General features: G+C 71.6%; 5 protein-coding genes. 1 reads left to right on the top strand and 4 read right to left on the bottom strand.

What is annotated here, in order from left to right; all coding sequences use genetic code 11:
- From M0P34_RS11915 to M0P34_RS11905, 3 genes are all read right to left on the bottom strand, one after another.
- Positions 1 to 1,986 (bottom strand): methyl-accepting chemotaxis protein (locus M0P34_RS11915; RefSeq protein ID WP_291499388.1); only part of this gene is annotated, 1,986 nt, incomplete at its 3' end.
- Between the two features lie 208 nt (positions 1,987 to 2,194).
- Positions 2,195 to 4,222 (bottom strand): methyl-accepting chemotaxis protein, encoded by a 2,028-nt coding sequence (locus M0P34_RS11910; RefSeq protein ID WP_291499386.1) that lies wholly within the window; start codon positions 4,220 to 4,222, stop codon positions 2,195 to 2,197.
- Between the two features lie 9 nt (positions 4,223 to 4,231).
- Positions 4,232 to 4,651, bottom strand: coding sequence for a cytochrome c family protein (locus M0P34_RS11905; RefSeq protein ID WP_291499391.1), 420 nt, complete (start codon positions 4,649 to 4,651; stop codon positions 4,232 to 4,234).
- 382 nt (positions 4,652 to 5,033) lie between these two features.
- Between M0P34_RS11905 and M0P34_RS11900 the strand changes: the two genes are divergently transcribed.
- Positions 5,034 to 6,203: a response regulator gene (locus tag M0P34_RS11900; protein WP_291499384.1), complete on the top strand. Its 1,170-nt coding sequence runs from the start codon at positions 5,034 to 5,036 to the stop codon at positions 6,201 to 6,203.
- A gap of 27 nt (positions 6,204 to 6,230) precedes the next feature.
- Here M0P34_RS11900 and M0P34_RS11895 read toward each other — a convergent pair whose 3' ends face one another.
- Positions 6,231 to 7,028, bottom strand: coding sequence for a 2-amino-3,7-dideoxy-D-threo-hept-6-ulosonate synthase (locus M0P34_RS11895; RefSeq protein ID WP_291499383.1), 798 nt, complete (start codon positions 7,026 to 7,028; stop codon positions 6,231 to 6,233).
- Positions 7,029 to 7,564 lie beyond the last annotated feature (536 nt).

The following is a 7,564-nucleotide window of genomic DNA, read 5'->3' as shown; positions in this document are numbered from 1 at the left end:
CTGGCCCACCTCCTGGGTGGCGGTCATGGTCTTCTCGGCCAGCTTGCGCACCTCGTCGGCCACCACGGCGAAGCCCCGGCCCGCGTCGCCCGCCCGCGCAGCCTCGATGGCCGCGTTCAGCGCCAGCAGGTTCGTCTGGTCGGCGATGTCGCTGATGACGTTCATGACCCGCCCGATGCCCTCGGCCTGCTGGCCCAGGTCGGCCATGTCGCCCTTGAGCTGCGCGGCGTTTTCGTGAACCTTGCGGATGGTGCCGGTCATGCGCTCCACCACCTCGGCTCCGGACAGGGCCCGCTCGCGCGACTTGTCGGCCAGGGAGGCGGCCTCGGAGGCGTTGCGCGCCACCTCGAGCACCGTGGAGTTCATCTCCTCCATCGCCGTGGCGGCCTCGGAGGCCCGCTCGCGTTGCAGGTCCGCGCCCTGGGAGGACTCCTCCACCTGGGCGGCCAGCTCCTGGCTGGCGTCCACCACCTGCTCGGCCACGCCGTCGGCCTGCCGGGCGGCCTCGCCGATGGTGGCGTTCTTGGCCTCCACCAGCCCCTGGGTGCGGCGGATCTCCGTCATGTCGAAAAAGACCAGGAAGGCGCCCAGGGGTTTGCCGTCCAGGTCGCGCAGGGGGGCGATGTCGTAGCGCACCACGATCTTGTTGCCCCGGGCCGTGGTCAGCTCCGCCTCCTGGTCGCGCAGTTCGCGGTTGTCGCGCATGCACGCGGCGGCCTGGGTCTCGCGGCCGGCCTCGTTGTAAACCAGCACCGCCAGCTCCATGCCCAGGGCCTTGGCCGGGGTTTCCGAGCGCTGGAACAGGTCCAGGAACGGCTGGTTGATGAAGGTCACCCGGGCGGTGGTGTCCACGACCATGCACGGCGAGGTCATGCCCGCGAGCACGCCCTCGGCGAAGCCCAGCTTGCGCTTGAGCTCGCCGACCATGCGCGTGACGTGCCCGGCGAGGTTGTGCATCTCGTGGCGGAACTCGCCCGGAAGCTCGGCCGACAGGTTGCCCGCCGCCACCTCGCCGGAGTATGCCTCGATGGCCGCCAGGGGCCGGAACACCAGCCGCCGCAGCAAAAACACCAACAGCCCCGAAACGGCCAGCACCAGCACCACGCCGACCCCGACGAGGATGGCCCGCTGGCGCAGGGCGCCCGCCGCGAGGTCGTCCTCGTAGACGCTCATGCACACCAGCCAGCCGGTCAGCTCGTTGCGGCGCACGGTCATGATCTTGGCGCGGCCCTCCCAGTCGTAGTAGACCACCCCGCCGCCCTGCTCCAGGGCCTGGCGCACGAAGCCCTGCCCGGAAAGATCCTTGAAGATCAAATCCTTGTTCATGGCATGGGCGATCATCACCCCGGCGGAGTCGAACACGAAGCCGTAGCCCTCGCGGCCCACGCGCACCGGGTCGACAAAGCGGGCGGTGAAGACCTCCCAGCGCGGAAACACGGCGACGCCGCCAAGCAGCGTGCCGTCCAGGTCGCGCACGGCCTTGGCCACCCCGAAGATGGGCATCTTGCCGTCGCCGCTGGCGGCGTTGAGCACCGTGCGGGTGACGTGGATGTCCTTCCCGCCCAGGATGGCCTGCACATAATCGCGCCCGGAGCGGTCGCCCCCGGAGAGGTCCGCGCCCTTGGCGTTGACCCCGGCCACGATCCGGCCCTGGGTGTCGAAGGTGAACATGGCCCAATAGTCGGGCTCCACCTCCATGATCTCCGCGAAAGCCTTCTGGGTCCGCGAGGCCGAAAAGCCCGGGAGCAGGCTGTTGGTGATGATCTTCTGCTTGGCCAGCCCCTCGGCCTTGCCCACCGCGCCCTGCATGAAGGCGTCCAGGGCCTTGGCCGCCAGGTCCGCGGACTGCCCGGCCATCTGAATGCCCTGGTCGCGGGCCACCCTGTAGGTGGAGCTGCCCACATACAGGACCAGTCCCGCAATGGCGGCCACGACGACCAGCGTGGCCATGAGGGAAACCTGGGCATTGATGCTGCGCAGTTTCATGAATCGCCCCCTTTGCTGAATCCGAGCGGTAGGTTCGCGAACGCCTGGCCCTGAAAAAGGATCGGCTGCCGCCAGGGCTTTCTTGAGGCCAGAGGGAAACCGATTATGCAGTGCCTGGGGCGTCCGGTCAAGACGGCCGCGCCAGAAACGCGAAGGGCCCCGGCCGGTTTTCCGGCCGGGGCCCTCGCCCGCGCAGGCGCCGCGCGCCTCAGGCCGCGCGCATGTCCTCGATGATCCGGCGCAGGGCCTGGGCCTGCTCGGCCAGCTCGGACACGGCGGCGGCCGACTCGGCCATGGTCCGCGCCGTCTCGTGGGCGATGTGGTTGATGCCCTCGGTGGAGCGGGTGATCTGCTCCGAGGTGGCCGACTGCTCCTCGGCGGCCGTGGCGATGGAGCGCACCTGGTCGGCGGTCTTCTGGACCATCTCCACGATGCGCTCCAGGGCCTGGCCGGATTTCTGGGCCATGTCGCGGCTGCGGACGATGCCCCGCACGGTGCGCTCCGTGCCCTCCACGTTGGCCCCGGCGCTGCCCTGGATGGCCTGGATGGACCCCGTGACCTCCTTGGTGGCGGTCATGGTCCGCTCGGCCAGCTTGCGCACCTCGTCGGCGACCACGGCGAAGCCCCGGCCCGCGTCGCCCGCCCGGGCGGCCTCGATGGCCGCGTTCAGCGCCAGCAGGTTCGTCTGGTCGGCGATATCGTTGATGACCTCGATGATCCGGCCCACGTCCTCGGCCTGGCGGCCCAGGTCGGCCATGTCGCGCTTGAGGTCCTCGGCGCGGCGGCCCAGGTCCTCGGACAGGGCCACCGACTCCTGGACGACCCCGAGCCCGTCCTCGGCCAGGGCCCGGGCCTGGTCGGCCAGTTCCGCCGCGCCCCCGGCGCTGCCCGCGACCTCGAGCACCGTGGCGTTCATCTGCTCCATGGCCGTGGCGACCTCGGCGGTGCGCGCCTGCTGCTCGGCCGAGCCGCTGCTGGCCTCGTCCACCTGGGCGGCCAGCTCGTCGGCGAAGGTGGACATCTGCACCGACACGTCCTCGGCCTGGGCCGCGGCCTCGGCAATGCGCCGGTGCTGGGTTTCGATGAGCTCCTGCTGCCCGACCACGGCCGTCAGGTCCGTGGTCAGGGCGAAGGCGCCGATGAGGTTGCCGTCCAGGTCGTACAGGGGGGCGGCCTCAACGCTCAGGAAGAGCCGGGCGCCCTTGCGGCTGGTGTATTCGAAACGCGGGCGCGACTGGGCCTGGCGCGTTTCCAGCACCTGGGAGACGATGGTCTGGCGCCCGGCGTCGCCGTAATACAGCTCGGCCACGGCCCGGCCCGCATACTCCCCGGGGTCGCCGTCCAGGCCGAGCAGGTCCAGCAGGGGCCGGTTGACGAAGGTCACCCGCCCGCCGGTGTCGGCCACATAGCAGGGCACGGTCATGCCGTTCAGGATGCCCTGGGAGAAGCCCAGCTGCGTCTTGAGCTTGGCGACCATCCCGCCCAGGTGCCCGGCCAGCTGGCCGAGCTCGTCGCCGCTGGAGGCGTCGAAGGCGGCGGCCAGATTGCCCGAGGCCACCTCGTTGGCCGCCCCGGCGATGGAGGAGATGCGCGCCACCACGCTGCGCCGCAGGAAGACCACCACCGGCACGGCCAGAAGCACGAGTCCCGCCGCGCACAGGCCAACGAAGCCCCAGATCTGCGCGTCGATGGCGGCCACGGCCGGGCTCACGTCCTGGACCACCACCATGCCGCCCAGGATGGGCTGCGAGGCGCCGTGGCAATGGTGGCAGGTCTTGTCGTTGGGCACGCTCATGACGCGCAGGAACAGGTCACGTCCGCCGTGGCTGGTCAGCAGCCCGGCCTCCACCGGCTCCCGCAGGGCCCGGGCCAGCAGCCCGTCGATGTCCTCCTGGCCGTAGGCCTTCGCGAAGTCGCGCCGGACCAGGGCCTCGTCGGTGCAGTAGGTGACGTTGCCCTTGAAATTGGTCAGGTAGATGGTGGTGTCCGGGTATTTGCCGCGCAGGAACGCGAATGCCGTCTTGGTGCCCGCGTCGTCGCCCACGACCATGGGGTTCTCCACGGCCAGGCGGATCAGCTCGGCGGTGCGCGTCAGGGAGCTGTCCATCTGTCCGACCATGCCGTCGCGCTGCCAGGAGGCGCTGATGGCCACCAGGGCGGAAAACACGGCCACGCTGACACCGACCACCAGGGCCGTGACCTTGGCGCTGACGTGGTTGCGCAGGGCTCTGAACATGGCCGCCCCCTAGTGCGCGCCGCTGAACAGCAGCGGTTTGAATTTGAAGTCGGCCACGCGCTCGGCGTTGTGGCAGCTCTCGCAGGTCTCCAGGGCCGGCCGGCGGACCACCAGCCCGGGGTCGCCGCCGGAGTCGATGTGCGCCGCGCCCGGCCCGTGGCAGGACTCACAGCCCACGTCGGCCAGCTCGGGGGTGGACTGGTAGTCGCGGAACCCGCCCCTGCCGTGGCCGGTGGTGTGGCAGTCATAGCAGCCGCGAAGCTCCTCGGGGGTCAGGTCCGAGGCCATGATCTCCACGCTGTGCCACGATTTGGCTTTCTTGGAATGCCTGGCAAAGTTCTCGTACTGCTCGTCGTGGCAGTCCGCGCAGGCCTTGGAGCCCGCATAGTCCCCGGCCCGGACCGGCCATGCCGTGGCGAACACTATCATTGCGGCGACCAGCAACCGCGCCGGAAAATCCAGCCGTATCATTGCGAACCTCCGAGGGGCATCGTTCGGGGGATTCCTTTCATCCCAATCTAGATTTCGAACCCGGGTTTCCTGTGTGGGGGGAAATGCCTACGCAACAGAAGTGGGTTCTCCTATCCAGTTCCCACCCGGAAGGCAACCCCTGCGCGCGCCCGGTCTCCCGGGGCCGCCACGCTTCACTGCGTCATATCGGTAGGTTGGATGCGAAGTATAGTGAAAAAAATGTCATTCCCGCCCCACCCGGGCAGGCCGGACGGGGCGGCCCGGGGCGGACTAAAGCCCCCCGGGCGGGGCGCCGATAAGGGGGCAAAGGCCCGCGCACGGCAGCACCGGAGCACACGCCATGCAAAAGAACACTGTCGCCCACCCCTTCGCCTCGGCCCTGGTGGTCACCCCCTCGGCGGACAACCTGCGCACCGACCGCGACTTCCTGCGCCGGGCGGGGGTGCCCGTGGTGCGCGGCGGGACGAACGTCCGCGCCACCGTGGCCTGGCTGGCGGCCAATCCCGTGGACCTCGTACTGCTGGATGCCGACCTGGGCCGGACCACGGGCCCCCGGGTGGCGGCCATGCTGCGCCGCCGCAGGGCCTTCGACCGCACGCCCATCGTGCTGACCAGTACCCTGGGCGCCGAGGCCGACGTTCTGGAGGCCGTGGCCGCCGGGTGCTCGGGGTTCCTGCTGCGGCCCTACTCCCAGGAGGCATTCGGGCGCCAGCTGCGCCTGGCGGCGCGCGGGGCCGACCCCGGGGCGGCCCGGCTGGCGGCCCTGGCCCTGGCGCGCGGCGAGGCGGCCCGGGGGCGGCACGCCGAGGCCGCCCGGGCCTTCGAGCGGGCGGCCCCCCCGCGCGACGAGGCCCGGGGGCACTACCAGGCCGGCTGCGGCCACCTGGCCGCGCGGCGCTACGAGGAGGCCGTGCGCGAATTCTCCAGGGCCGTGGCGGTGAACAGCCTGCTGGCCGAGGCCCATGTGGGGCTGGCCAGCGCCTGGAAGGAGCTGGGCGAGCCCGCCAGGGCCCGCGAGGCCATGCGCCGCGCCGCGCAGGCCTTCGCCATGCGCGACGAGATGCTGCGCACCCGAGGCGAGGTGGCCCGCATCCTGCGCGAGCACCCCGACACCGAAAATCCCTTCGTGGACCTGGGCTTCGCCCTGGTGCGCGGCGGCGACCACGCGGCGGCCGGCCGGGCCTACGCCCTGGCCGAACGCTACAGCCCCCCAGGCGCGGTCCACGCGGCTATGGCCCGGGCCTGCCACTTCACGGCCGACCCCGAAGCCGCGGCGCGGGCCCTGGCCGGCAGCATGGCCCGGGCCACGGGCCGCCGCAACGCGGGGGCGGTGTACAAGGCCGTCATGGGCGACGCGCCCCGGCGCACGGCCCGGCCCGGCGAGGCCCAGTCTCCCGGCTGGGCCCCGGGGCCCATGCACGACCTGTGGGCCGTGCTCAAGTACACCGTGAAGGCCTATCGCCAGGGCGGGCCGCTGCCCGGGGCCGCGCCCCTGGCCCTGGACTTCTGAGCCCGGCGTCCGGGCCCGTTCCCGGCGTCAGCCCTGGGCGGCGTCCAGGGCCCGCTCCAGGCTCCAGCCCTCGTGGACCAGGCCCCGCAGGGCGCGCACCAGGTGATAGGGCCGCGCGGCCTGGAAGATATTGCGCCCGATGGACAGGCCCCGGCCCCCGGCGGCCAGGGAATCGCGCACCATGCCCAGCAGCCCCGCCAGGCTGTCCAGCTTGGGCCCGCCCGCGATGACCACCGGCACGCACACGCCCTCCACCACCCGGGCGAAGCTCTCGGGGTCGCCGGTGTAGGGCACCTTGACCACGTCCGCCCCCAGCTCCATGCCCACCCGCGCGCAATGCGCCACCACGGCAGGGTCGTACTCGTCGCCGATCTTGGGCCCACGCGCGTAGACCATCGCCAGCACGGGCATGCCCCAGTCCGACGCGCGCGAAGCCGTGCGCCCCAGGTCGCGCAGCATGTCGCGCTCGGTCTCGTCGCCGATGTTCACATGCACGGAAACCGCGTCGGCGCCGAGCTTGATGGCGTCCTCCACCGTGCCCGTGAGGGTCTTGGCGTTGGGAAAGGGCGACAGCGTCGTGCTGGCCGACAGGTGCACGATGAGCCCGATGTCCGGGCCGCTCTGGCGATGGCCGCAGGGCACCAGGCCCTTGTGCATCAGCACCGCGTTGGCCCCGCCCTCGGCGATGTGGGTCAGGGTCTCGCGCATGTCGATGAGCCCGGGGATGGGGCCCACGGTGGTGCCGTGGTCCAGGGGCACGACGATGGCCCGCTGGGTGTCGCGGTTGAAGATGCGTTCCATCCGGATGGCCTTGCCGATGTGCATGACGGGTACTCCTTGCTGCAAGCATGAAAAAGGCCGCCGGAACATTCCGGCGGCCCGTGGGTTCGCGTGTGCGCGCGGCCTTGCGGCCTACGACGCATCCCCCGCCCCGGGCCGCGCGCCGGGGTAATAAAAGCCCGCGAAAAAAACGCCCGCCGCGGGACGCGGCGAAACGTGGCAGGCAAGACGGGCGCTGGCGGGGACGGTGTGCATGGGCGGACCCTACGCCCGGGGCCGGGGGCTGTCAATGCAAAACGATTATCGCTTGCAGGGGGCGCCGGAACGCCGGAGGGGACCGGGGGCGCCGGGGCCCGGGGGAAGACGGCGGGATCGGGGAAGGCGCCAGGGCCGAAGGGAGACGACGAAATCCATAGGAAAGGGCGGAACCCCGGGGAGAAGGCCGAGGGCCGGAGAAGGCGCCGGGGCCCGGGGGGGGAGACCATGCGCCCAATACATAAAATAAGCGCCGGGGCGCGACCCCGCCAGCCCGGGCCCGGCGCCGCCCTCCCCCGGCAGCCGGGCGCCCGGGCGGCCCCGCT

Origin of the sequence: Desulfocurvus sp., assembly GCF_023230885.1 — a bacterium.
GTDB lineage: Bacteria > Desulfobacterota > Desulfovibrionia > Desulfovibrionales > Desulfovibrionaceae > Desulfocurvus.
Note: the sequence above shows the minus strand (reverse complement) of the source record. Positions and strands in the feature narration are given on the sequence as shown.